Here is a 25,855-nt window from a genome sequence, read left to right on the forward strand (position 1 = left end):
ACTGTTTTAGTCTTGAATTAAGAAGACGGTGAATCTTCCTCTTTCAAGCCCCATGCCTTTAGGCTGGGGTTAGTGACAAATTATGCACAATATTTCCCTGTTGCTTCAATACTAGCAAAGTAATGTCATCAAAAACTTTTTGTTCTCCAATAAAGTCTCGCAAATCAGCGATGGTGGCTTCCTTGATTTGTTCGGCGCTCAAATGCCAGTTTTGAGAAACCACCTCACAGAGTCTTTCAATACCGTAGAATTTTTTGTGCATATTTCTAGCTTCGGGGATGCCGTCAGTATAAAGCACCACCCCGTCCCCCGGCTCTAAGTCTACTAAAACATGGCTGATCCAATCGGAAATATCATCATGTAAGCCGAGGGGAAATCCTAAATTTATGGTGTCTATCCGCTGGATTTTACCGCCTTTCCTGACGACAAGAGTTTCCTCATGTTGACCGCTGATACTAATTGTGCGATCCGCATAGTTGAGCAAAGCTAGTGTCATATTTTTGTCGGAGTTCATGCGCTGGACATTTTTATAAATAGTGCGGTTGAGGGTATCTAAAAAACGCATCGGGTTGGATTCTTGCATTTCCTGAAGAGTGCGGACAGCAGCTTGAGTCATCACCATCAAAATGCCGCTTTCCAATCCGTGTCCGGTGACATCACCAATGCAAATCGTGACAACTCCGTTAGTACAAAGTACGTCGTAGTAATCACCACCTACTTCCGATGCTGGCTCCATAAATCCGGCAATATCTAAATCTTCAATGGCTGCAAGTTCAGCAGGTTTTGGCAGAATCAACTGCTGCATTTGTTTGAGCATATCGAGCTCGGAGCTCATGCGGAGGTTTTCCGCTTTCAGGCGCTGGTTGAGAGCAGCAATTTGTTTAGTGGCTGTAGCGAGTTCAGAGGTACGTTCTTTGACTTTATCTTCTAGGGTTTCAAAGGATTCTTGCTGTTGTCTCGCCATGCTATTAAAGGAATTTCTTAAGGTTTCAATTTCCAAAATCAGACTGGAATCAACGTTCTGGTTGAGAGTACCACCTGCTAGATATTCTGAAGCTTGAGCAATTTGGTTCAGGGGGCGAGTAATCCAGCTAGCAGTGAAAATACCCACTCCAACAGAGACAATGAGAGCCACAATACACAGCAAAATAGTCTGCCGAGTGTGAGCATAAATTTGCGGCATAAAGTCCGCTTCAGGAACTACTACTACACTCAGCCAATTGAGGCCGTACTTGTCAGTTAGCGGAGAAACTTGGATAAATTGCCGCGCACCGTTCAGCTTAAAGTCAAGTTGAACAGTTTGATGGATGTCTTCCAAACGCTTGAAGCGATCGAGCAGATAAATCACACTTTGACGCATCAGTCGGTTGCTGCTTTCCTGTGCTTTGAGCCGTTTTGTATCTTTGCCTGTTCCCACCGAAAGAGGCTGTTCTTTAACCGAACTGGCTATTAACTCACCCTGGGGTTCAATGATAAATACTTGACCGGAATTACCCACTCGTAAGGTTTGCAGGAAGTGGCGAATTTGATCGAGTCCCATCTGGCAAGTCAGCACGCCAATTAGTTTCCCTTCGGCATCGTAATAGGGTAGACTCGCATTAATTTGTAGCGTACCGTAGCCAAAATTAATATAAACTTTACTCCAAGCTGCCTGTTTCTTCTCAACAGCTACTCTGTAAAAAGGGCGCGTGCGAACGTCATAATTGGGCGTGTTTTTGTCGATTGTTGTCGGGTTTCCATTATCGTCAAGGTTGTAATATATCAAGTCGCCACCCCCCGGAATCAGTTGCTGGGCAAGCTGAGGTTGTTCAAGTCCAACCAGCCGATTTACCCAACCCACACGCAGGTACTGACCTTTTTCGTTGGCAATTCCCGCGTGACCGATCGACTTAAATTGCAGAACTTGTTTCCAAAAATATGGTCTAGCTTGCTCCAAATCGTCAAAGTTCAGCACCCCCAAAGGTACAGCATCCTGATTGATCTGATTCACCAGTGGCGGAGCTTCCAGATAGGTTTGAACACGTTCGTAAACTCTCGCACTCACTTCCTGGCGCAACTGACTAACAATATCGTTGACTATCTGCTCTCCGTTTCTGTAAGAGAGATAGCCAACGCAGCCAACAGCCGCCAAAATTTGGAGAACAAAGGGAACTACCAAGACATTGCGGAGACGGAATTTGCCCGCTCTGGAGACGATCGCACTTTTTTGAGAAACCATTGTTAAAAACACTCCCAGCGGGCAGTTTTTTGTTACAAGACTTGATAATGGATATATTAATAGCGACGGACAATGTTATCATATCAAAAACTCAACCAACCTCAAAAAAATCTGCGTTCATCAGCGCTCATCAGCCTGCATCAGCGGTTAAAATAAAACCCTAAATCCCAACAAAAATGCAAATTACTCAATCCCTCCACAGCGCCATCCTCATCTCCAACCTGGAACAATCTCAACACTTTTACAGCACCGTACTAAACCTGCCAAAAATCGATCGAGACTTAAAATTTCCCGGAATCTGGTATCAAATCGGCGACTTCCAGCTCCACCTAATTTTAGGTGAAACAATTATCCCAGATGCCGTAGACCATGCCAAATGGGGACGCAACCGACATCTAGCATTTTCTGTTGCTAACTTAGAGGCAGCCAAACAGCAGTTAATCGCTCACAATTGCCCGTTCCAAATGAGCGCGTCAGGTCGATCGGCATTATTTACCCAAGATCCAGACGGCAACATCATCGAACTCAGCGAGTAACAAATGAAAATCATCGCCTATTCTTACAGCGAACCGCTACTGGAAGCAGCACCCGCACCGGAAATTTGGGGCCAAGAAGTCGATCGCACCTATCAAGACTTAGGAGGGCGACAACAACTTCAGCAACTCCTCAAAGACTGCGAAACAGAACCAGTCAAATACTTATTAATTCAGCGGTTTGAAGAACTAGGCGACACATTGCAGCAAGTGTGTTCGCACCTCGCCCAACTCGAAAACCTCGGCGTCGAAATCATCGTACAAGCAGAAACAGAACCACGAAACCGCAAAAACTTGCTGCAAATCCTCGCAGAAATCCAGCGCAGCCAACACAGCCGGAGTATTCGCAAAGGACACGCCCGCAACCGCATCAAATCCCGGATTCCACCGGGTAAGGCTCCCTACGGCTACCGGCGCGGCAAAGATTGTTATACGATCGATAAAACCACCGCCCCCACCGTCAAAGACTTTTTTGAACACTTTTTAATTTACGGTTCCTTGCGAGGTTCCGTGAGGTATTTAGCCAAGAAATACAACAAAAAAATTTCTGTAAGTACCGGCCGCCGCTGGCTGACAAATCCCGCCTACCGAGGCGATTTAGAATATCAAAACGGTCAAGTAATTTCTAATACCCACGTCCCGATTATTTCCAGAGAAGAAGGCGCCCAAATAGACAGGTTGCTGCGCCGGAACCGCTGCCTTTCTCCTCGCAGCGCTAGCGCCCCACGTTCCCTCGCAGGTTTAGCAATTTGTGCAGAATGCAAATCGCCCATGACAGTTGCCAAAGTCACCTCCTACCGCAAAGAAAAAGAATACCTTTATTTGCGACCGATTAACTGTCCAAAACAGCCTAAATGTAGCGGCCTTTCCTACGATGAAGTCTTGCAATTAACCATCGCCGGTATTTGTGGGGATTTACCCGATGCTGTTGCTGGGTTGCAAATGCCGAATATGAGTGGAATTAAAGCAGGAATTGTCAGGGCGATCGCATCGAAACAAGAAATCATAGAGCAACTTTCTGGCCTGATTGAAAGCGGCATTTTAGACACGGAAACGGCAGAGTTTAGAGCATACAAAATCCGCACCGAAATTGCCGAACTGCAAAGCAAATTAGCGCAACTACCCCCAGTAAATTTGCGAGAAATTGCCCAAACAGTTTCCCTGCCGCAATTTTGGCTCGATTTATCAGAATCAGAACGCAGGTTTTACTTTCGAGAATTTATCGATCGCATTGAAATCGTCCGGGAAAATACAAATTGGAATCTGCAAATTATTTTCATCTTTTGATGAGTTCGGCTATAAATTAGCAATTAGCTTTAACCTGAGATGTTGCACCCTTCTCAAGAACGGGCTCTCCGGCCCGTTCCACAAAGAGTAGATTTTCTTGTGGAACAGGCATCTTGCCTGTTCCTAAAAGGCTAATTAAGAATGGTGCAAGATGTGAGTTTAACTAACTTTTTTAGCTTTTAGCCAATAGGCGATCATCTCTCCTTTACCTTTAACCGCGATCGCACCTCTTTCTTCAAATAAATACCGATTTTTTAACACTTCGTAAATAGCCGTAGTAACTTGAATATATCCCGGTAATCCTTGACATTCCATCCGAGAAGCAACATTAACAGTATCTCCCCACAAGTCATAGATAAATTTTTTAGTGCCAATTACGCCAGCAACTACGGGCCCTGTATGAATGCCAATCCGAATTTGAAATGGTTCGCCTCTGTCAGTTTGAAAATCAGCGATCGCTTCCTGCATATCCAAGGCCATATTCGCGATCGCTTCTACATGATCTGCCCTCGGCACCGGCAACCCCCCCGCTACCATATAAGCATCTCCAATTGTTTTAATTTTTTCCAAACCGTGTGTTTCAGTTAGTTGGTCAAACCTTGAAAAAATCTGGTTCAGTACATTTACCAATTCTAGAGGTAACATTCTAGCAGCAATAGACGTAAAATCGACAATATCGGCAAAAAGAACTGTTGCTGAATCAAACCTCTGGGCAGGAGAACCCTGGCCCTTTTTCAAACTTTCAACAATCGCTGCTGGTAAAATATTCAGCAATAAATGATCCGACTTTGTTTGAGCAAGCCGTAAAGCTACCTCCACCCCCTGCCGCTCTTTAATTTCGTTTTGCAAACGTTCGACAAGTTCTTGGTATTGCTTCGTTTGCTCTTGAAGTAACTGTTGTTGACTTTGAATTGTTAACTGATTGGCCACTCGTGCCAATACTTCTTTACCTTGAAAAGGTTTAGTAATATAGTCAACTGCTCCCACCTCAAAAGCTTTCACCTTATCTAAAACGTCATCTAAGGCGCTTAAGAAAATCACGGGAATCGAACTGGTTTGTGGTGAAGCTTTCAACTTTGCACATACCTCATATCCATTCATTTCGGGCATCATCACGTCCAGCAGAATTAGAGTCGGCGGAAACTCCAGCACTGTAGCGATCGCCCTTTGCCCGTTCAGCGCTTTACGAACCTGATACCCTTGTGTCGTCAAAATTGTAGATAAAAGCCGCACGTTATCTGGCTTATCATCAACTACTAAAATGTTTGCTTGAATTGTAGGAGATTGATGGCTGTCCATGCGCTCGCTCACGGTAGTTTGTTAAGAGAAAAGATGTGAATACTTAAGAATTTTACCTCAAAAAAAACGAAACAGTAGAAATTCCAATTGGCTCTCCTAAAAAGTGAGGGCAAGGAGACCCTATAGGGGCTGAATGTTAGGTCTTTTTTAAATAGAATAGCCTCCTAAGTTTAGATTAGTTGAAAATTGGTATCTTCACAGCGCCGAACTGCTGACTGCGCTATATCTATAATATCGTCAAAGAGGAAATCCTGCACTAAAGTAGTTAAATATTCGGCGGCGAAAGCAAACTCACTCGGCATTTCCTCAATCAACTTGACAATTTTATCGTCGCAACATTCATGAGCAGCATGAGATATCTTTTCTACCCACTCCAGAGGCATTTGAGCGAGTTGTGACTCTACAGATTGATTGCTAGTCACTCCGCTAATTTCGCTTTCATTTTCTAGTGGGGCATCAACAGATTCCTCGTAAATGTAACGCACTCCTAAAAGTTCTTCCATTTTCGCAAATAATATCTTTGCCTCGAATGGTTTACGCATGAAATCATCGCAGCCTGCTCCTAAAATAGTTTGGCGTTCCTCTTCAAAAGCGCTAGCAGTAAGAGCAACTATTACAGTTTGTTTTCCGAGAGGATGAGCTTTAATTTTTCTGGTGGCTTCATAGCCATCCATGACAGGCATCTGCATATCCATCCAGATCAGGTGCGGTTGCCAATCCTCCCATACAGCAATAGCTTCTTCACCATCTCTAGCCGATCGCACGATGAGGCCTAGTGGTGACAATAATCTCTCTATGACTAGGCAGTTATCGGCGCGATCGTCAACAACCAAGATCCGGTATTCTGGTTGATTCGGTGCTAAACTAATTACTTTTTTCTGCGGTTTAAGGATTTTAATCTCGCTGGGAGTGGCAAGGCTGATTTGAATATCAAATGCAAACTTACTTCCCAAATCAGGTGTACTGCTGACAGTAATATCTCCTCCCATCATTTGTACAAATTTGCGGCTAATTGGTAAACCTAACCCAGTCCCCTGTTGAGATTTTTGACCTGTTTTTGTTTGCTCAAAGGGTTCAAATAACTTATTCATCTCTTCTGCGGCAATGCCAAGGCCAGTATCTTCTATTTCAAAGTGAAGGCGTAACAATTCCGGGCGAAGGTCATTCGCGTCTACACAATCACAGTCCCTTAACCTTTCGGGCTGATTAAAACCAGTGCACCATCCGGGTTTTTTTTGTATAGCTGTGGTTTCAACCGCTAAGCTTTCGGAATGTTCAGAAGCCGCGCCGACAAGTTTTGTTTGTGTGTCCCCAAACTCTGCGGTTTCAGCTCTCAAACTTTCTTCTACCTGATTTTTTACTCGCAAAGTAACACTACCCATCTCTGTAAACTTGATCGCATTTCCTACAAGATTAATCAAAATTTGCCGCAATTTACCTTCATCTCCAGTAACAAAGTGTGGTACGCCGTCACCCACTTCCAAATTTAGCTGCAATTTTTTAGATTTAGCTTTTAATCGAAACATTTCTTCTAAGGTTTTTAGCAAGCGCATTAAATTAAAACTGCTTTCATTAAGCTGACTTCGGCCCGCTTCAATTTTGGACATTTCCAAAATGTCATTAATTAGGGCCAGCAAGTGTTCGCCGGCGCGATTAATAATTTCTAGGTGCTGTTGGTGTTGATTGTTGAGAGATGAATCGCGCACCATCACCTGACTAAATCCGAGAATGGCATTTAGGGGAGTCCGCAATTCGTGGCTCATAGAAGAAAGGAATTCGCTCTTGGCACGGTTAGCTGTATCAGCAGCTACGACAGCTTTTTGTAATGCTGTTTCTGCTAATTTACGTTCGGCAATTTCTGTTTTGGCTTGTTCAAAAAGGGTGCATTGCTGAATGGCAATTGCTAGCTGCACGGAAATTTGCTTGAGAGATTCTATCTCAGAAGAACTCCAATGCCTGTGACTGCTGCAGTGATGAGCAATGAGTAGCCCCCATAGTTTTTCACCTTGCAAAAGGGGAACCACGAGGTTAGCTTTAACTTCCAACTCGCTCAGTAAATTAATATGGCACTCTGAAATACCTGCGGTATAAATATTGTCGATCGCGCGAATGTGTCCCTGCGCGTAAGCAGAAATGTAGCCTTCTCGAAAGCAAGGGTCATTAATGTCAATTCCCAAAATCGGCATTGTATCGGCTGCTACCGACTCGACGGCTACCAATCCACTCCAATCAGGGTTAAAGCGGTAAATAATAGTCCTGTCTGTTGACAAAAACTGGCGGACTTCTTCCACAGCCATTGTCAGCACTTCTTCTAGGTTAAGAGAGGAACGAATTCGCTCTTGAATAGCATTCACGAGCCGCTCCCTTTTTACTTGTTGCTGCAAGGCTCTTTCCGCCCGTTTGCGAGGAGTAATATCTACTCCATAACCAACGCACTCCACAGGTAGGCCAGCAGCATCTTTGACTAACTTAACCTCATCGTATATCCAGCGATAACTACCGTCTTTGTGCCGTTCGCGGTATTCGTAGGAAATCGATTCTTTTTCCAATATCTGAGCGTATGAAGTAGCCACAATCTCTCGATCTTCTGGATGAACTAGGCTATGCCAATTAAGGGAACCATCAACCAATTCTCGCGCTTCGTAACCAATCATTGAAACAACATTATCGCTGACAAATGTTACATCAAAATTTTCCCCTAATTTGCAGCTAAAAATCACCGCCGGAGTAGTCGCCAGTAAATATTGCAAGCGTTCGGTGACAGAGCGCAATTTTAACTCGGCTTGCTTGCGATCGCGGGCTTCCATTGCTAAAGCTGCGATCTGCGCCACATAGCTAGCGAAGCTTTGCTCGTCGAGCGTCCAATTCCTGGTCGTTCCCAGATGTTCTAAACAAATTACACCCGCAATTTGTCCTTGATGGGTAATAGGAACATCTAGCATCGACGAGATGTTTAAAGGCATCAAATAAGATTCGCTAAATTCGAGGGTGCGCGGATCAGTTTTGGCATCAACTGCTGCGATCGCCTGTTCTGTCTTCAAAGCTTGGAAATAGCTAGGGTAGTCAGCAACTTTCAGTTCTGCACCGGCGCTGTGTTGATTGGGCATCAGTTCGTAAAGATCCGCGCAGCACAGTGCGGATTTATCTTCCTGATAAAACCAAATACTTGCCCGATCGACATTCAGGGTACAAGTTGCCATTTGCGTAATCTCTCTCAATGCCTCGGCGATATTTCCCTCGTAGATACTAGAATTTTTTGCTAATTCTAGCAAGCCATTTTGTTGTTCTGTTAATCTAGTTTCTCGTTCTCGCAAAGCGGATTCAGCGGATATTTTTTCTTTAATTTCTGCTTCTAAATAACCGTTGATTTTTCTCAACTGTACGGTGCGTTGTTGGACTTTAATTTCTAAGTCATCATAAGCGTGGCGCAACGCTAATTCTGCCTCTTCACGCACAGCGATCTCACTCTGCAACTTGCAATTTATCGCCTCTAATTCTTGGGGGGTTTTTAAAGACAAAAACTGGGGCAATAGTGTTACCATCGAGGCGGCGGTGTAGCAGGAAACAAGTGCAGTAATTCCTTTTTCAATCCCCGACAGCCAATAAGCGGAATGCCACAACGTCCAAATGTCTAGCAAGTGACCCGTGCCGCAGAGAATAATAAATGCACCAAATAAAGCAAATATTCCTAAAAAAGGAACATCGCGGCGCTTGAAGATAAAATAAATTAGCATCGCCGGAATTGAATAGTAGGCGATCGCGATTAAAAAGTCCCCAGTTACGTGCAGCCACACTAAAGGCGTTTGCCAAAGATAGCAATGACCGTGAGGCATATACTGAGTTGGGGAAAAGATATTTTTGAGTGCTTCCCACATAATAGTTGTTATTGGCAGATAAGATGGATTTGATGATGCCTAAGTTAGGCAAAAAAATAAAATAAGCCGAAAATTGTAGCGGGATTCAGCATTATTTATTAACGCCTAAACCCCGCTTGTTCATAACAGCTTGCTTGTGCAGATGGTGGCGCTCGCCAAATTGCGATCGCAAAGGAATTTCAATGATAAACTCCGTACCTCTCCCAACCTCGGAAGTGCAGCGCAAATAACCTTCATGGGCTTGAATAATCTGATAAGAAATCGCCAAACCCAGCCCGGTACCAGCACCGATAGGTTTCGTTGTATAAAATGGATCGTAAATTTTAGCGATCGCATCATAATCTATGCCAGTGCCATTATCCGCAATGTGAATCTGCACCCACTTGCCATCAACTAAAAGGGTGCGGATGCGAATTTTTAGCAGTGGGCAATAGGTGTTTTGTAAGTTTTCAGAGAAATTATTTTCCCAATAGCCGTTGGTCGAATATCCCTGCTCTACAATCTGTTCTAAAGCATCAATTGCATTAGAACAAATATTCATAAATACTTGGTTAAGCTGCCCTGCGTAGCATTGCAATTGTGGCAAATTCCCATACTCTTTAATCACTTGGATATGCGGACGGTTTGGTTGTTCTTTCAAGCGGTGCTGCAAAATCATTAAAGTGCTATCGAGGCCTTCATGGATATTTACCTTTTTCATGTCGGCTTCGTCTAACCGCGAGAAAGTCCGTAAAGATTTAACAATCTCCCTAATTCGCTCTGCTCCTATTTTGATGGAACCAAAAAGTTTTTGCAAGTCTTCTAAAATAAAATCGAGTTCGATAGTGTGAATCTTGTCTGCAATTTCCGGCGCAGGAGTGGGGTAATAAACTTGATAAGCCTTAATCAAGGCCAAAATATCTTTAATGTATTCCTCAGCCGGAATCAGATTGCCATAAATGAAGTTGACAGGGTTATTTATTTCGTGAGCAACCCCAGCTACCATTTGCCCCAAAGAGGACATTTTTTCAGTTTGCACGAGTTGAGCTTGAGCGCCTTTAAGTTGTTGCAGAGCGTTCTCTAAATGCTGAGTTTGCTCTCGCAGTTTAGCTTCAGAGTGCCGCAATGAATTTTCCGCCAAAGAGCGATCGCGATTTTCCTGTTGCAAACGTTCATTAGCAACTTCTAAAGCGATCGTCCTCTCAATAACCCGTTTTTCCAATTCTAACATTAATTCCGAGAGGGCTTCTTGAGCTTGTTTGCGATCGCCAATCTCATTTTGTAAAGCCCTATTTGCCGCCGTCAATTGAGCGGGACTGGGAATAGCCAAGATTTTTGGGATTAGTTCTACCAGCACTGCTGCTGTACATAGCGAAATCAGCGCAGTAATCCCTTTAAGAAAACCAGAGAACCAATAATTAGGATGCCACAGCGTCCATATTTCCATAATATGGGTAATCCCGCAGCAGATAATAAAAGAGCCAAACAGCATGAAAACCCAGTCAAAAGGCACGTCTTGCCGCTTTTTTACAATATAAATCAGCGTGATCGGTATCAAAAAATAAGCGACTGCTATCAAACCATCGGACAAAACGTGTAGCCCCACCAATCCAGGCTTCCACAAGTAGCAATGGCCGTGAGGAATAAAATAATTAGGAAAAATTTTATGAACCATTTGCATTAAATCAACTAGGTTATTTGCTAAATTTTTAAGACCGTATTACAGGCAAATCAAAAAACCTGCTAGCACAAAAAGAAGAATTATGCTTTTGGACTTAACGCTTGTGATGAGTAAATGCAGCGATCAGAAACTACTGTTAATTAAATTAACATCAATCGACTAAGTTTTAGCAAAGTCAACTGTCACATTTTTAATTCTGCCTTCACTATCAACTGTGACACCGGCATGACATTTTGGCCAACGATCAAGAAAAACTGAGCACAGATTCCTTTCCAGTAGGAGCGCCAGCGCCCATTGAAATTAGGTTATAGCACTCAGCGATCGGTCAGGCAACGGGGAAATTACCAGATTTAACGGATGTCACAGATTTCACTTAACGAAGAGAACCATTCTCCAAAGCCTGTAGAGGTGGGTTCACTCTTGTACCCTTGAAGAGTGCAGACAGGTTAAATAAACGCGCCCCCACCCCGCGAGGGAATTCTTTATTGATAGTGATACTCTTCGGGGGATAATTAACCGATGTGACCAATTACCCCCTGAGAAATGTCGCGACAGGATCGTGTCGCAATCCAATAGGCGATCGCTCTCAGCTTTACAGTCAATTATAAGTGATAATATCAACGATACACTCAGGGGATAATTGCAAATTATGACGATAGATGAGGTACTACAGCTAACTCGTGTCCGATTACAAAAAGATTTATATCCAGTACAAGAAATCATACTCCGCCAAGTTTGGGAAGGAAAGACTTATACAAGTATCGCATCTGCCTCTCATTACGGAGAGCATTACCTGAGAAACATCGCCTCATCCTTGTGGCAATCTCTCTCTCAAATCTTGCAGACATCTATTAGTAAATCAAATTTTCGCTCTTGTGTAGAATCACGTTCCCTGACTGCAGAGGAACGAGAATTAATTGAAGCATTCACCCGCAGCCAATGCCTAGCAACACCTTTAGAATTTCCAGGATCTCCCGTGCCCCTCGGTTCGCCATTTTATATCCCTCACCCGCTAATTGAAGAACTCGCCTATCGAGAGATTACCAAACCAGGAAGTGTGCTGCGGATTAAAGCTCCCAGGAAGATGGGAAAAAGTTCCCTTCTGCTACGCATTTTAGATCGCGCGACTTCTCTTGACTATCGAACTGTAAGTTTAGATTTTCAGCAAGCCGAGGAAGCTGTCTTAGCCAATATCGATAAATTTTTACGCTGGTTTTGTGCCAACATCAGCCGTCACCTAGAATTACCACCTCTATTAGATGATTATTGGGATGAAGACATGGGTAGCAAAGTAAGCTGCACCATTTATTTGCAACAATATATATTAGCACAAATAAGTACCCCTCTTGTGTTAGCTTTAAATGAAGTAAATAGAATTTTTGAGTATCCAAAAATTGCCAGAGAATTTTTGCCGCTGCTGCGAAGCTGGCATGAAGAAGCAAAGCGGATTGAAACTTTGGGAAAACTGCGGTTAATCGTTCTTCACTCCACAGAAATTTATATTCCTTTAAAGCTCACTGAATCGCCTTTTAATGTCGGTTTACCGCTGCAATTGCCCTATTTTACAGAAGAGCAGATACTTGCTTTAGCGCAGCGTCACGGACTGGATTGGACAGAGGGTTCCGATGCCGAGCGACTGATGGCAATGGTGGGGGGACATCCTTATCTGGTGCGGCTCGCTCTTTACCACCTCTGTCAAAACAGTGTAAGGCTAGATCAGCTACTACAAGAAGCTCCGACAATCGCGGGAATTTATAAAGATTACTTGCGGAGTTTTTGGGCAACATTGCAAGAGTATCCCGAACTTGCGCTTGCACTTAAACAAGTGGTAAAATCGGAACACGGAGTGGAATTAGATCCGATAGTAGCTTCTAAATTATTTAGTATGGGCCTGATTCATATCGATAACAACCGCTGTACGCTAAGCTGCGAGTTGTACCGCCTATATTTTGGTTCGCACAACTTTAGTTAGTTATTGCCCCACCTGAAAAATCTGTTTTGCCGTTAAGTTTAAATCTGGGAATGCAAGCGATCGCACCACATCATCACCTCTAAACTGATTAACTACATACTCACCATCAACTAACTGATAAACGGAAATAGTTGGTTGCTTGGGGTTGCCAATATATCTTCTTCCCCCCAACCCCAAATAATCGACAATCCAGTATTCAGGAATTGCCAATTTTTCATATTCTGCTAACTTTATTAAGTAGTCATCTTGCCAATTTGTACTCACGATTTCGATGACTAAACGGATAGTTTCACCTCTGGTAATAGTCGAGCGCTTTTTCCACATCGGTTCCGTTTCGATTTGTTGCCAATCTAACACCATCACATCTGGGCTGTAGCCAGACTTATCAGAATCAATAGCCTTAATAATTCCTTGGCGGGGAATGAAATAGGGCAAAGCCAAACGTTTAATTTCTACTCCCACTTCAAGGGCTAGGAAACCCCCCACCTGTTCGTGTGTTCCAGTTGCTTGCATTTCAATAACGGCTCCATCATGTAGTTCAAAGCGACCTTGACCCTCTGGATACCAGTCCAGAAACTCGTCTAGGGTCATTTGTTTAGACTGGGCAGGTTGTTCTTGAATGAGCATATTGATTCTCCTTGTTTGCTGTTAATTTCAATGTTAATATAAATTGACAACATTAGGCTATATTGTATGATAATTTCTAGTTGTTATTTTGTCAATTTATTATAAAAACAACTACTTGGAAAACATGAATTTTACCGATGGATTATAATTCAGTAGAGATGATGACAAAAATAACGCTCAGGCTGCCTCTTTTTATACTCAACTTTCACCTTTAAACCAACTCATAAACGGCATGACCAAGGTTACATACCAAATTGGGGGCAGTCTCGCCAGTGATGCGCCTACATACGTAGTAAGACAAGCAGATTCCGAACTTTATGAAGCTTTAAAATCTGGGGAATTTTGTTACATCCTCAACTCGCGACAAATGGGCAAATCTTCTCTCTTAGTCCGCACCCTGCACCGACTGCAAGCAGAAGGTTTTCAATGCAGCACGATCGACATGACCCGCATCGGTAGCGAAAATATCACTCCCTTACAATGGTACAAAGGAATAGTTGCGGATTTATGGCGCAGCTTCAATTTGTTAGGAAAAGTTAATTTAAAAACTTGGTGGCGCGACGAAGAAGAGGTCTCATTTTCGCAAAGATTGAGTCATTTTATTGAAGATATCGTGCTGGTCAATTTTCCTCACGAGCGGATATTTATATTCATCGATGAAATCGATAGCATTCTCAGTTTGGATTTCGATGTCGATGATTTTTTTGCCCTGATTCGGTTTTGCTATAATCAGCGAGCGATTAATGCAGAGTATAACCGCATTACTTTTGCAATTTTTGGAGTAGCCACGCCAAGCGATTTAATTGCTGACAAAAAGCGAACTCCTTTTAATATCGGTCATGCTATAGATTTGCAGGGTTTTGAACTGCACGAAGCCCAACTATTAGTTAAGGGATTAGAGAGTGCCGTCAGTAATCCTCGTGCCGTTCTTAAACAAATATTAGCTTGGACTTCAGGACAGCCATTTCTCACCCATAAAGTTTGCTATTTGGCGTACAGAGCCAGCCTAGAAACGGCGGACGGATTAGTAAATATTCCCCCTGGGGCAGAGGCATTTTGGGTGGATAGTTTGGTGCGATCGCAAATCATCGATAAATGGGAATCGCAAGACGAACCGGAGCATTTAAAAACGATAGGCGATCGCATCCTGAGAAACGAACAACGCGCCGGAAGATTGCTCAGCATTTACCAGCAAATTCTGACCCCCCCGCCTTCGGCTCCCCCCCTTACTAAGGGGGGGCTAGGGGGGGTATTAACCGATGACAGCCGAGAACAAATCGAACTATTACTATCCGGTTTAGTGGTAAAAAGTGCAGGCTATTTGCAGGTAAAAAACCGAATTTATCAAGAAGTATTTAATATAGAATGGGTTGAGAAAAAATTAGGGCAACTGCGTCCTTACTCCCAATCTTTCGATGCTTGGAACGCTGCCAAACAAACAGATGATTCGCGCCTTTTGAGGGGACAAGCCTTAAAAGATGCTCAAATCTGGATGCAGGGAAAAAGTTTGAGCGATTTAGACTATCAGTTTTTAGCAGCTAGCGCCGAACTCGACAAGCAAGAAATGCAACTAACCTTAGAAGCAGAAAGGTTAAAAGAAGTCGAAAAAAATGCCAGACGGCAAAAGTGGTTTATTGCTGCACTCTCTTTAGCATTAGCGATCGCCCTCTTTCTCGGAACAGCAGCTTTTTGGCAATATCGCCACGCAACCATAAGTGAGGTAGAAGCGATCGCCACCTCCTCCGAAGCCCTCTTCACCTTAGAGCAAAAATTAGACAGCCTCATTGCCGCCATCAAAGCCAAGCGTAAACTGCAACAACTCGGCAGCGCAAATCCCGAACTAGAAAATCGCGTGCAATTATTACTAGAGCAGGCAGTTTATGGAGCTTCGGAGTTCAACCGCTTGTCAGGACATCAGGCGACACTGTATAGATTAGCAATCAGTCCCGACGCTCAGACAATTGCCTCCTCAAGTACAGCTAACGAGGTCAAACTCTGGCAGCGAGATGGCACCCTGATTGCGACTCTTCCCCACAAGAGTATGGTATGGAGGATGGCTTTTAGCCTCGACAGCAAACTCCTCGCTTGCATCTGTGGAGATGGCACAGTTAAAGTTTGGCAGCAAGAGGGAACGTCTTGGGCGGGCCCCACACTCCTGCACAGCCTTGAGGGACACAGTAACGAGTTAAGCGGTGTGGCGTTCAGCCCAGATAGCGAGACTTTAGCTGCATCCGGTGAGAATAACACCGTTAAACTCTGGGACAAAAACGGCAATTTATTAACCATTCTCGATCGCACCGATGCGGTGAGGAGCCTGAGCTTTAGCCCCGACGGGGAAATGCTCGTTAGCGCAAGTGCGGAGGGCACGATCCGATTGTGGAAAAAAAACGGCTTATTCTGGGACGCAGTAACTGTACTGCGAACGTTTCAAGGCCATAGCGCTGCCATTTGGGAGGTCAAGTTTAGTCCTGACGGCGAGATATTTGCCTCCGCCAGCATGGATAAAACTGTTAAACTTTGGCGATCCCATGCCCCGTCAGACGAAGAGTTACAGCCCCTAGGAACCCTTAAGGGTCACGCATCTGGCGTTCAGGGTCTAGATTTCAGTCCCGACGGTCAGATTATCGCCTCAGCCAGCGACGATCGAACAATCAAATTTTGGAGTAAAGACGGCAAAGAGCTGAGAACTTTTGCAGGGCATCGCGGTGCCGTGTGGGATATTCATGTCAGTCCTGACGGCAAATCAATTGCTTCGCTGGGTGTAGGAAATGCTGTCAAACTTTGGCAGCCGAAAAACATTTTTTTCTTGCCCCTGCCAGGTCACGACGCTGCTGTTTATAAAGCTGCTTTCGCTCCTGACGGTAAAATCGTCGCCACTGCCAGTACAGACGGCACGGTGAAACTTTGGCGTCTCGATGGGGCAGGCACGGGGGCACTGCCCCTACGGACGCTTAAGGAGGGTACAGGAGGGCTTTGGGATGTGGCATTCAGTCCTGATGGTCAAGTCATTGCAGTGGGGGCAGAAAAAACAGTTAAACTCTGGCACAAGGATGGCAGATTCCTCAGAGAAATCAACGCCCACAACGGAATCGTTTACGGAATTACTTGGAGTCCTGACGGTAAAATTATTGCCAGCGCAAGTATGGACGGCACGGTAAAACTCTGGCAGCCAGACGGTGTGTTACTGCGAACTCTGAAGCTAGATGGCAGCGCCTTCTGGAGTGTGGCCTTTAGCCCTGATGGAAAAGCTTTAGCCGCCGTCGGTAGCAGCGGTACTATTTCTATCTGGAAGACCGATGGCACTTTGTTGCAGGCGATTGATGCCCATCAGGCTGTGACTACGGGGGTCAGTTTCAGTCCCGATGGCAAGACTCTAGCTTCAGCCTGTACAGATGGCACTGCCAAACTCTGGAAATTAGATCCCTCAGATACCTCAGTTCCTCAGAAAGCAGTGCTCCTGCGAACGCTCAAAGGCCACACAGAGGGAGTGGTGGGAGTTTCCTTTAGCCCGGATGGTGAAATCGTCGCTACGGCAAGTCTGGATAACACGGTGAAACTCTGGAACAAAAATGGCATCTTGCTGACGACACTCACGGGGCATACAGGTGTGGTGACAGGAGTTTCCTTTAGTCCCGACGGCACTTTCCTTGTCTCGGCAAGCCATGACCAAACGGCGATTTTGTGGGATGTGAAGCGCATTCTCAATACAGACCCGCTGGTGTTTGGTTGCGACTGGGTGCGAGATTACCTGCGAACAAATGCCGATGTGAAGGAGGAGGATAGGCATCTGTGCGATGCCGTGGGCGATCGTTAAAATCTCAAAAACCCTGAACTCACAAACATGAATAATTACCAATACCAAATCGGCGGCAGCCTTGCCAATAATGCGCCTACCTACGTAGTAAGACAAGCAGATTCCGAACTCTATGAAGCCTTAAAAGCCGGCGAATTTTGTTATGTACTCAATTCGCGGCAAATGGGAAAATCTTCTCTATTAGTCCGCACCTTACACCGATTGCAAGCTGAGGGATTTCTATGCAGCACGATCGACATGACCCGCATCGGCAGTGAAAATATCACTCCTTTACAGTGGTATAAAGGGATGATTGGTGAACTGTGGCGCGGCTTCAATCTTTTAGGGCAAGTTAACCTAAAAACCTGGTGGCGTGATGAAGAAGATTTATCATTCCTGCAAAGATTGAGTCATTTTATTGAAGATATTTTGTTATCCAAGTTTCCTGACAAAAAAATTATTATATTTATTGATGAAATTGACAGTGTTCTCAGTCTAGAGTTCCCTGTCGATGATTTTTTTGCCCTAATTCGCTTTTGCTATAATCAACGCTCAATTAATCCAGCATATAATCGTATTAGTTTTGCAATATTTGGAGTAGCAACACCTAGCGATTTAATTGTTGATAAAAAACGAACTCCTTTTAATATTGGGCGAGCCATAAATTTACGAGGTTTTGAACTAGAAGAAGCCCAGCCATTAGCGGCGGGATTAGCAAGTGTAGTCAATAATTATCAAGCTATTATCCAACAGATTTTGGCTTGGACTTCAGGGCAGCCATTTCTTACGCAAAAACTGTGCTATTTAGCCTACATAGCAACTAAAACTACACCGCAAAAAGTAGTAACAATTCCAGCAGGAACAGAAGAGTTTTGGGTAGATCGTTTAGTGCGAGAAAATATCATTAATAACTGGGAATCTCAGGATGAGCCGGAACATTTAAAAACCATAAAGGAGCGGATTATTCGCAACGAACAACGCGCGGGCAGATTACTCGGCATCTACCAGCAAATTTTACAATCTAACCCCCCTTTAGCCAGCGGATCTGTTTCATTGTGGGGCTTTGAAGAGGACTATAGGGGCAGCACTCCCGTGCCTGACCCAAATCTTTATAGGGCAACTACAGGAGAATTGCCCCTACAAGGAAATGAAAGATTTCTACCTTTGAGCCAAATAGCCGGAGGGGTATCAACTGATGACTCACCAGAACAAATTGAACTATTATTATCGGGATTAGTGGTCAAAAATAATGGTTATTTACAGGTGAGAAACAGGATTTATGCTGAAGTTTTTAACCTCGAATGGGTAGAGAAGCAATTAGGGCAACTGCGCCCCTACTCGCAAACCTTCGATGCTTGGGTTGCTTCACAACAAACAGATTTTTCCCGACTTTTGCGGGGACAAGCCTTAAAAGATGGTCAAATCTGGGCGCAGGAAAAAAGCTTGAGTAACCTTGACTATCAGTTCTTAGCTGCTAGTGCCGAACTAGATAGGCGAGAAGTTCAACAAGCTTTAGAAGCAGAACGCACCAAAGAAGTGGAAGCGCGGCTGGCCGAGGAACAAATGCGATTAATTCAAGAAAAAAAAGCAGCGAAACGACAGAGGCGCTTACTATTTTCTGTTAGTATTGCACTGCTGCTTGCCGGTGCTTTAGGAGTAACAAGTTATTTTCAGTATCGCCGAGCCGTCATTAGTGAGCGCGAAGCTCGGATGAGTGAAATTGAAGCGCTGGTTTCTTCCTCGGAGGGACTGTTTGCCTCTAATCGCCGATTGGATGCACTAATAGAAGCAATTAAAGCTAAGCGCCGACTACAAAACTTAGGCAATAAAGATAAAAATATTGAACATCGAGTGATCGATGTATTGCGTCAAGCGGTTTATGAAGGGGTTGAATACAACCGTTTATCGGGACATAAAGCGGCTGCTATTGGAATTGATATTAGTCGGGACAGTAAGTTTATTGCTTCAACAAGTGTGGATAAAACTATTAAACTGTGGCGGCGGGACGGAACGGAAATAGCAACACTCAAAGGTCATCAGGCGATCGTTCGGTCTGTCAAATTTAGCCCGGACGGTCAGTTTATTGCTTCTGGAAGTGATGATGGAACTGTAAAACTTTGGAAACTCGATAGGGCAGGCACGGGGGCACTGCCCCTACGAACTTTTCAGGGTCATACTGCTGGTATCTGGACAGTGGCGTTTAGTCCCGACGGTCAAACAATTGCCTCTGCCAGCATGGACAAAACGGTGAAACTCTGGAACAAAGACGGGGCAGGCACGGGGGCACTGCCCCTACGAACTCTCCAGGGTCATACTGCTGGGGTAACCTCAGTGGCTTTCAGTCCAGACGGTCAGACTATTGTTACGGCAAGTGGAGACAAAACGCTGAAACTCTGGAACAAAGACGGGGCAGGCACGGGGGCACTGCCCCTACGAACTTTCCGGGGTCATACTTCTGTGGTATCTGCAGCGGCGTTTAGTCCAGACGGTCAGATTGTGGCTTCAGCAAGTGGAGACAAAACGGTGAAACTCTGGACAGTTAATGGGCCAGGCACGGGGGCGCTGCCCCTACGAACGCTTGAAGGTCATTCTGCTGTAGTATCGGGAGTTGTTTTCAGTCCAGATGGTCAGACTCTTGCTTCTGCAAGTCGCGATCAAACTGTAAAACTCTGGAATGTTGACGGAACAGAATGGACGACATTGAGAGGTCACACTGCTGGGATTTGGGGGATAGCTTGGAGCCCAGACGGCAGTTTTATTGCTTCGGCGGGTGCAGAAAATACGGTGCGGCTGTGGCGTCAAAATCCATTGCGGACGATGATTACTGCACATAAAGCCGGGATTTGGGCGATCGCACTGAGTTCGGATAGTTCTACAATTGCTACAGGCAGCGAGGATGGCACGACTAAGCTTTGGAGTCGGCAAGGTAAATTGTTGAGGACTTTCACTGTAGAAAACGCTGCGATTTATGCTGTTGCCATGAGTGGCGATGGCAAGTTAATTGCTTCTGGCAGAAATGATAATAAGGTGAATATCTGGACTCGAAACGGAAAAGCGATCGCAACTTTGGTAGGTCATAATACTACGGTTTTTGCATTGGCTTTCAGTCCTGACGGTCAAATTCTTGCTTCTGGAAGTCAAGATAATACTATCAAGCTTTGGCGGCCCGACGGTACTTTATTGCATACTATTATGACAGGACATCATGCTCCTATTTGGCAGGTGGTATTTAGCCCTGACGGTCAGCTAATTGCCTCGGCAGGAGGGGATGGTACTGTGAAGTTGTGGAAGCTGGATGGGGCAGGCACGGGGGCACTGCCCCTACGAACTTTTCAAGGTCATACTGCTGCTGTGTGGAGGGTGGCGTTTAGCCCTGACGGTAAATTTCTGGCTTCTGGCAGCGGGGACAATACGATTAAGCTTTGGACTGTGGATGGTAAGTTACTGAGAACTCTCGAAGGTCATCTGGCCGCGGTATGGGGGGTGGCGTTTAGCCCGGATGGTAATATTATTGCTTCTGGTAGTGTAGACAATACGCTGAAGTTTTGGAAGCTTGACGGTACGGAATTAACGACGATCCGAGGTAATTCTGCGGCGATTCGGGGGGTAGCGTATAGTGGGGATGGATCGTTTGTGGCTTCTGTCGGTGAGGATAATACGCTGATTTTGTGGAATGTGGAGCGAGTTTTGAAAGTGGATTTGTTGGCTGATGGTTGCGATCGCGTGCGCGATTATTTGCGAACAAATGCCGATGTGAAGGAGGAGGATAGACATTTGTGCGATCGCCTTCAGTAAATTAGAATGAAGACCACCTAAAGCAGGTAATACTAATGTTCACAAGCGAGCTCAACGCGCTACTTGACCAACAAGGGATCCAACGCCAAGATCCTGAATGCCACTACATTACCGATCGCGTTAACTGGGAGCAATATGAAGCCTTGCTCACTACAAATGGCGATACTTCGGCATATCGAGTCACGTATTTAGGATCGCGAATTAAATAACTTACAATTTTAATTGTTATGGTGGGATGGGCGTCCCGCCCGTCCAAAAAGGGCGGGCGGGACGCCCATCCCCTACTCCCCACAAACTTGTGTAAGTTATTTAATTCTCATTCCTTAGATCAATACTCCGGACAGTTTTTGAGACCGAGGCTGAAACCCTCATTCTACCGTTAGCATTTGACCTCACTGAGAAGGTTGAAACCCGCATTCTGCCGTTAGTGATTGAAAACTGTCCGGACTATTGTTAGATGGAGCCTTAGACATTATGTCACCCTCCCGGCGCAGGCTAAACGCATCTTAACTTTAACGCAAAATATGCTACAGTTAAATCCGACTAAATTTCAATGTATTTTGTTGTATTTTAGTGGGAATATCAAGGGCAATAGGTTTTAGTAAAGCTGTAAGTTTCCAACAAAAACAAACAGATTCCTGGTCTTCAATGAATATTTGAAATGCCAGTTTTTTAGAACATTTTGCCAGTTTGAAGGGCCCAAGAATAGAAAGAAGTAAAGCACACTTACTCAAAGATATTATCGCGATGGCGATTATAGCGATCCAGACGCGGTGCAGACGGATTGCTGGCAAGAGAAGCCTATGGTAACGCCAAATATGAATGGTTAAAAAGCTTTCGATAATTCAATACGCTTGGGCCCGTGGAAAATTATAGCGAAAATGTTGGGCGGAGTAAAACGGAGGGTTCGTTCACTCGTGCCCAACCTACGCACGATCTGTTTTTTTAGCACTAACCCAAGCGTCTTGAGTTATAAAATAATTAAAAACCCGGTTTTTTCAAAAAATCGGGTTTTTGAAATAGATAGTGAAGCGCGATTCGTTGTCTAAACTATTCGGAAAATAAAAGGGTAGCGGTAAGGTTGGTTAGGATCTTGCAAAATGTGGAGAATAGCCATTATTGTCAGTCCCCAGTGTAGTACGAAACCGATTAAGCCAGCCAAACCCAATGTCAAAAAAGATAGCGGCACCAGAATCAGAGCGTACAGCCATACATTAAAGTGAAAATTGATGGCTTCTGTGGCGTTTTCTTTGACAACGGGGTCATCTGATACTAACAATACAGCGATCGGCGCTCCGATCGAGAACAGTAACGTGCTGAAAAAAATCGCCCCGTGGCACACCAGTGATAGCAGCTTTCGCTTGTCGGAGTCGTACATATTATTTTTGTTCCTTGACTTTATTGATAATTTTACCTTTAATAGCAACTGTAGCACAGGCTATAATGGCGATCGGGTGATGATTCCCCTACCTAATTTGTGGTCAGTAACCCAGCCCTAAAGGGACTGAGCTTGTAAAAGTAATCAAGCAAGCTGTACTGACCAGCCTAAGTCTTAATTGACTACGTTATTTGAGTCACGACACCAGGCGAATGCGACGCCAGTTCCCTGCTCTGTCGCTTGCAATTAAACAGTTTTAAGGTCACTGAAACAGTGTTGCAAGCCTAACAAGCTCTTATAACCTTGGCGAGGCGAACATTACCCCGAAAGGGAGGCTCGAAAGAGCAAACATTATGCGTGAGCGGGTTGCGAGGTTTGAGGTGGTAATTGTCCCACTGAAAGTACATTACAAAAGTACACCGAATTAAGCAATCCCCCTGTAATGGAAAGATTCACGGCGGTTGAAACCGCCGAGCCGTTTCCCTCTCAGCCCTAAAGGGACTGAGTTCCCACTTACGGATTTTTTTTGATGACAACAGAACTCGAAACTGAACTGCTAACTGCTGTTGAGCGCCGGCGCAACTTTGCTATTATCTCGCACCCCGACGCGGGAAAAACTACTTTGACAGAAAAGCTGCTGCTGTACGGAGGTGCAATTCACGAAGCAGGTTCTGTGAAAGCGCGGCGGGCTCAGCGACACGCTACGTCTGACTGGATGGCGATGGAACAGCAGCGGGGAATTTCTATTACTTCTACTGTTTTGCAGTTTGAGTATAAAAAATATCACATTAATCTGCTCGATACTCCGGGACACCAAGATTTTAGCGAAGATACTTATCGAACTCTGGCGGCGGCTGACAATGCAGTGATGCTTGAGGATGCTGCTAAGGGTTTGGAACCGCAAACTCGGAAGTTATTTGAAGTTTGTAAGCTGCGAAGTCTGCCTATTTTTACTTTCTTTAATAAGCTCGATCGCCCTAGCAGAGAACCTTTGGATTTGTTGGACGAAATTGAGAAGGAATTGGGGTTGCAGACTTATCCGGTAAATTGGCCCATAGGTACGGGCGATCGTTTTAAAGGTGTTTTCGATCGCAGGGCGCGCAAAATTCACTTATTCGAGCGGGCTAAACACGGTTCTCGTGCTGCTGTTGATACCGTCATCGAATTGGGCGATCCGCGCATTGAAGATTTGTTGGAACAAGACCTTTACTATCAGCTCAAAGAAGAGTTGGAACTGCTGGATGAGTTGGGAACTGAACTCGATTTAGACTTGGTTCGGGCTGGAAAAATGACACCAGTTTTCTTTGGCAGCGCGATGAGCAATTTTGGGGTAGAACTGTTTTTAGATGCGTTTTTAGATTACGCTATGAAGCCGATCGCCCGCAAGAGCAGCGCCGGAGATTTGCCCCCAACTTATGAAGATTTTACCGGGTTTGTGTTTAAATTGCAAGCGAATATGGACCCAAGACACCGCGATCGCGTGGCGTTTATTCGGGTTTGTACGGGCAAGTTTGAAAAGGACATGAACGTGACTCACGCTCGCAGTGGTAAAACGGTGCGTTTGTCAAGGCCTCAAAAGTTATTTGCTCAGGATCGCGAGTCGATCGAGGTTGCGTATCCGGGCGATGTGATCGGTTTGAACAATCCGGGTGTATTTGCGATCGGGGATACTATTTACACCGGGCAAAAACTGGAATATGAAGGGATTCCCTGTTTTTCTCCTGAACTTTTTGCTTTTTTGAGAAATCCCAATCCTTCTAAGTTTAAGCAGTTCCGCAAAGGCGTTTCTGAGTTGCAGGAAGAAGGCGCAGTGCAAATTATGTACTCGGTTGATGAGTCGAAACGCGAGCCAATTTTGGCGGCTGTCGGACAGTTGCAATTTGAAGTTGTGCAGTTCAGAATGCAGTCGGAATATAATGTGGAAACGACGATCGATATGTTGCCTTACAGTGTAGCTCGTTGGGTTGACGGCGGTTGGCAGGCGCTGGAAAAAGTTGGGCGGCTGTTTAATACGGTGACGGTGAAAGATACTTGGGGAAGGCCGGTTTTGCTGTTTAGGAATGAGTGGAATTGCCGACAAGTGGAAGGGGATCATCCTGTGTTGAAGTTAAATGCGATCGCCCCTGTGGTTTCTGGTTTGGCTGTTAGCGAGGAGTGAGGGGGATAGTTGGTTTGTAGGGAAACGGCATTGCCCATTAGTGTCAACTTAATCTCTTAGTCCGCCAGTCCGCCAGGGAATGAATTCCCTGGCTAATAGTGAAAGTCCTCTAAAGAGGACTAATGAGTTTAAAAGTATTTTTCTCAGTCCTCTTTAGAGGACTTTCGCTTTGAGACAGGGGTTTCAACCCCTGTCGGACTGTCGGACTCTCGAAGTGCGGGTTTAACGTTAAATTGACACCAATGGGCACTGCCGCATCCTCTAAAAAATCGGGATTGTTATTAACAAAAACCGTCATTACCACAGACAAAGGACACAACAGTGTTGTGTCCCTACCAATGATATTTATTGTAAGATTTGTAGGAAAAAGGCACTGCCCTGTACTCAATCCCGCCTGCTTAATCGAGTAAGGTGCGTCAAATCTAAATCCTCAGCCCGGCCCAAAACCTCTCAATCCCGATTGTCAATCCAAAATCCAAAATCTAAAATCCAAAATGGATTGACGGCGGCCCCCATCTGCGGCTACGCTTTGAAGTGAGAGGTTGCTTTGCTTGTAGAGGAGGCAGCCCGCGTCGCCCAAAAATCTAGTTGCACTGCCCAAAGCTGTTGGTAGCAGCAATGGACAGCATAACCGCCAAACTGGAATCAGCAGTCTGGAGGCTCCGAGAATCTTAACATTCTCTGTAGCCGCCCTGCTATGTCTTGAAATGCGGGGCGGCTGGGTTTTTGGGTTTTTCTAGAAAACCCAAAACCAGGAGAACATATTATGTCACAGGAATTCGTGCCTGACGACAACAAATCCCAATGCCCAAATGACGACTCAGCAGCAGTATGCGAACAGGAAGTGGTGCTGTTAACGGTTGTCGGTTCGCCCAAGGGTGTCAGGGAAACCATACTGACTTTGTACCGGCTGGGATTTGCAGAAGTGGGCGATTGGAGTCCCGTACAGCGTGCCGCTAATCCGAAGCAGGTGATGAGCGTGCTGATCCGTCGGAAGCGGGCTGACAGTGCACCGCCGAGAAAATCTGGGCGGTAAGCTGCAAGGTTAAGTTCTTATTAGGGCTTAAGCATGGATGGCCAGAAACCGGGTTTTTTCCCGAATACTTCGTTGTGATGCGTAGATTCGGCCAAAAACCCGGTTTCTTTGAGGACTGACGCACGGGTGGCTAGAAACCGGGTTTTTTCCAGAATAGTTGGTTGTGATGCGTAGATTCGGCCAAAAACCCGGTTTCTTTGGTCGGAGTCCGTCAATCCTACAAC

Annotated in this window: 14 protein-coding genes; 8 read left to right on the forward strand and 6 right to left on the reverse strand. The window is 45.0% G+C overall.

Going from position 1 to position 25,855, the window contains the following annotated elements:
- Window positions 1-58: 58 nt before the first annotated feature.
- On the reverse strand, window positions 59-2,218 hold the full coding sequence (locus tag QUB12_RS27670; protein ID WP_333146056.1) for a SpoIIE family protein phosphatase: 2,160 nt from the start codon (window positions 2,216-2,218) through the stop codon (window positions 59-61).
- A 176-nt stretch (window positions 2,219-2,394) separates the two neighbouring features.
- On the opposite strand from QUB12_RS27670, the gene QUB12_RS27675 reads away from it, so the two are divergent.
- Window positions 2,395-2,754, forward strand: a complete 360-nt coding sequence (locus QUB12_RS27675; protein WP_333104319.1) for a VOC family protein — start codon at window positions 2,395-2,397, stop codon at window positions 2,752-2,754.
- 3 nt (window positions 2,755-2,757) lie between these two features.
- Window positions 2,758-4,038 (forward strand): recombinase family protein, encoded by a 1,281-nt coding sequence (locus tag QUB12_RS27680; protein ID WP_333309314.1) that lies wholly within the window; start codon window positions 2,758-2,760, stop codon window positions 4,036-4,038.
- 159 nt (window positions 4,039-4,197) lie between these two features.
- On the opposite strand, the gene QUB12_RS27685 is transcribed toward QUB12_RS27680, so the two are convergent.
- The 3 genes from QUB12_RS27685 to QUB12_RS27695 all read right to left on the reverse strand — a co-directional run bounded on the left by QUB12_RS27685 (window position 4,198) and on the right by QUB12_RS27695 (window position 10,872).
- Complete coding sequence (locus QUB12_RS27685; RefSeq protein WP_333309336.1) at window positions 4,198-5,337, reverse strand: adenylate/guanylate cyclase domain-containing protein; 1,140 nt, start codon at window positions 5,335-5,337, stop codon at window positions 4,198-4,200.
- Window positions 5,338-5,507: 170 nt separating this feature from the next.
- Window positions 5,508-9,212, reverse strand: a complete 3,705-nt coding sequence (locus QUB12_RS27690) for a GAF domain-containing protein (RefSeq protein ID WP_333309316.1) — start codon at window positions 9,210-9,212, stop codon at window positions 5,508-5,510.
- A 91-nt stretch (window positions 9,213-9,303) separates the two neighbouring features.
- Window positions 9,304-10,872, reverse strand: a complete 1,569-nt coding sequence (locus QUB12_RS27695) for an ATP-binding protein (protein ID WP_333309318.1) — start codon at window positions 10,870-10,872, stop codon at window positions 9,304-9,306.
- A gap of 649 nt (window positions 10,873-11,521) precedes the next feature.
- Between QUB12_RS27695 and QUB12_RS27700 the strand changes: the two genes are divergently transcribed.
- Window positions 11,522-12,844: an AAA-like domain-containing protein gene (locus tag QUB12_RS27700; RefSeq protein ID WP_333146045.1), complete on the forward strand. Its 1,323-nt coding sequence runs from the start codon at window positions 11,522-11,524 to the stop codon at window positions 12,842-12,844.
- Here QUB12_RS27700 and QUB12_RS27705 read toward each other — a convergent pair whose 3' ends face one another.
- On the reverse strand, window positions 12,845-13,471 hold the full coding sequence (locus QUB12_RS27705; RefSeq protein ID WP_333309320.1) for a Uma2 family endonuclease: 627 nt from the start codon (window positions 13,469-13,471) through the stop codon (window positions 12,845-12,847).
- A gap of 232 nt (window positions 13,472-13,703) precedes the next feature.
- Between QUB12_RS27705 and QUB12_RS27710 the strand changes: the two genes are divergently transcribed.
- From QUB12_RS27710 to QUB12_RS27720, 3 genes are read left to right on the forward strand one after another with little or no spacing between them, the layout of a single operon-like run.
- On the forward strand, window positions 13,704-17,285 hold the full coding sequence (locus QUB12_RS27710) for an AAA-like domain-containing protein (RefSeq protein WP_333146041.1): 3,582 nt from the start codon (window positions 13,704-13,706) through the stop codon (window positions 17,283-17,285).
- Window positions 17,286-17,312: 27 nt separating this feature from the next.
- Window positions 17,313-21,059 carry a WD40 domain-containing protein gene (locus QUB12_RS27715; protein ID WP_333309322.1) on the forward strand — a complete coding sequence of 1,249 codons (3,747 nt, stop codon included), beginning with the start codon at window positions 17,313-17,315 and terminating at the stop codon, window positions 21,057-21,059.
- Between the two features lie 35 nt (window positions 21,060-21,094).
- On the forward strand, window positions 21,095-21,268 hold the full coding sequence (locus QUB12_RS27720) for a hypothetical protein (RefSeq protein ID WP_333146037.1): 174 nt from the start codon (window positions 21,095-21,097) through the stop codon (window positions 21,266-21,268).
- An 836-nt stretch (window positions 21,269-22,104) separates the two neighbouring features.
- On the opposite strand, the gene QUB12_RS27725 is transcribed toward QUB12_RS27720, so the two are convergent.
- Window positions 22,105-22,437, reverse strand: coding sequence for a DUF4870 domain-containing protein (locus QUB12_RS27725; protein ID WP_333146328.1), 333 nt, complete (start codon window positions 22,435-22,437; stop codon window positions 22,105-22,107).
- Between the two features lie 529 nt (window positions 22,438-22,966).
- Here QUB12_RS27725 and prfC point away from each other — a divergent pair.
- Together prfC and QUB12_RS27735 are read left to right on the forward strand one after the other, a co-directional pair.
- Entirely contained in the window at window positions 22,967-24,595 is a 1,629-nt protein-coding gene (prfC, locus tag QUB12_RS27730) for a peptide chain release factor 3 (RefSeq protein ID WP_333309323.1), read from the forward strand.
- Window positions 24,596-25,361: 766 nt separating this feature from the next.
- Entirely contained in the window at window positions 25,362-25,631 is a 270-nt protein-coding gene (locus QUB12_RS27735; RefSeq protein ID WP_333309325.1) for a hypothetical protein, read from the forward strand.
- Window positions 25,632-25,855: the final 224 nt, after the last annotated feature.

Source organism: Microcoleus sp. B7-D4, assembly GCF_036705125.1.
Lineage (GTDB): Bacteria > Cyanobacteriota > Cyanobacteriia > Cyanobacteriales > Microcoleaceae > Microcoleus.